At 61.3% G+C, this 1,693-nt stretch carries 1 protein-coding gene; it reads left to right on the top strand.

All coding sequences use genetic code 11. The annotated features are described in order from the left end of the window. Positions 1-122 precede the first annotated feature (122 nt). Positions 123-1,517 (top strand): IS1380-like element IS1676 family transposase, encoded by a 1,395-nt coding sequence (locus tag RE4_RS30530; RefSeq protein ID WP_024488023.1) that lies wholly within the window; start codon positions 123-125, stop codon positions 1,515-1,517. Positions 1,518-1,693 lie beyond the last annotated feature (176 nt).

The raw sequence follows: 1,693 nt of genomic DNA, 5'->3' as shown, positions 1-1,693 counted from the left end.
CCTCGCGCTTTCACGGTGAGCGCTTCGAAACCCTGAGTCGGATATAAAGAAAGGCGACCCGACCTGGAAGAATGCGGATTATTGAGGCCCGTATTCATCCGAACAGAAGGATCACCTTTCAGGTGCACAAGTCTACTTCCTGCTACCCCAAACTCTCCATCGACACCACCGGCAACGCTCTCGTGTCACAATCCGGAGCGGTCATCTTGATCCGCACCGCCGAAAAAACCCGCCTGAACACCGCCCTCTCCGAAGCCTTGTCGCCGTGGCGCAAACCTTCCGCCCAGCACGATCCGGGCAAAATCCTCCTCGATCTCGCGTTGTCTCTCGCCGTCGGCGGCGACTGCCTCGCAGACATTGCAACCTTGCGCGAACAACCCGCCGTGTTCGGATCGGTCGCATCCGATGCAACGGTATCCCGCCTGATCAGCACCCTCGCCGCCGACGGCCCGACCGCATTGACTGCAATCAACTCAGCCCGCGCTGTAGCTCGAAAAGCCGCATGGTCCTACGCTGGCGAACACGCACCTGATCACCACATCGACCCGCAGCAACCACTGGTCGTCGACCTCGATGCCACCCTCGTGACCGCACATTCGGAGAAAGAAAATACTGCGCCGAACTTCAAGCGCGGCTTCGGTTTCCATCCCTTGTTGGCGTTCGTCGACCACGGCGAACACGGCACCGGCGAACCCTTGAGTTTCCTCCTCCGGCCCGGGAATTCCGGTTCCAACACCGCCGCCGACCACATTGCTGTGACCCGACAAGCATTGGCACAGTTACCCTTCCGCACCAGTGGCGCAGTCGGAAAGAAAGTGCTGATCCGCACCGATGGCGCCGGCGGCACCCACGCTTTTCTCGAGTACCTGACCGCCCGGAAGTTGTCGTATTCGGTGGGGTTCACCTTGACCGACGCGATGGCCGAAGCAATCGACGAAATTCCCGAAGATCTGTGGATCTCGGCGCTCGATTCGAGTGGCGGGGTTCGCGACGGAGCCTGGGTCGCAGAACTGACCGGACTCGTTCACCTGTCGGGCTGGCCTGCAGGGATGCGGCTCATCGTGCGTAAAGAACGACCTCATCCGGGCGCTCAACTGCGCTTGACCGACCGAAACGGTCTGCGGCTGACCGCGTTCGTGACCAACACAGTGGTCGGAAGCCTGCAAACCTTGGAGCTGCGGCACCGCCGCCGAGCCCGCTGCGAAGACCGAATCCGGACCGCGAAGGACACCGGTCTGAGCAACCTACCTTTGTACGGTTTTGCGCACAACGAGATCTGGTTGGCGATTGTCGCGCTCGCTTCCGAGCTGACAGCCTGGATGCAAATGTTGACGTTGACCAGCAGTGATGCACGTCGCTGGGAGCCGAAACGACTGCGCCTACGACTGTTTTCGATCGCCGGGCGCATCGCCCGTCACGCACGGAAAACACGTCTGCGAGTGTCCGGGCGGGCGCCGTGGTCCGGTCTGATTACGTCGGCGTTGGCCAGGTTGGAGGCGTTGCCGGCGCCGACCTAAAACACCGACGAATCTTGTTGGTACGAGCGGAAAGAACACCTCTCCGGAATGTGGAATCCGGCAGCATCCCGACTGCACATGGGTTGCCCTGCCGCGCCCCGATACTGATTCGGGTCGCGGCCGGCCTGATCGGTGAACCGATCAGGCCGGCAGAGGCCTCTCATGAAAGATTGAGG

It is taken from the genome of Rhodococcus erythropolis NBRC 15567, assembly GCF_001552595.1.
Lineage (GTDB): Bacteria > Actinomycetota > Actinomycetes > Mycobacteriales > Mycobacteriaceae > Rhodococcus_F > Rhodococcus_F erythropolis.
Note: the sequence above shows the minus strand (reverse complement) of the source record. Positions and strands in the feature narration are given on the sequence as shown.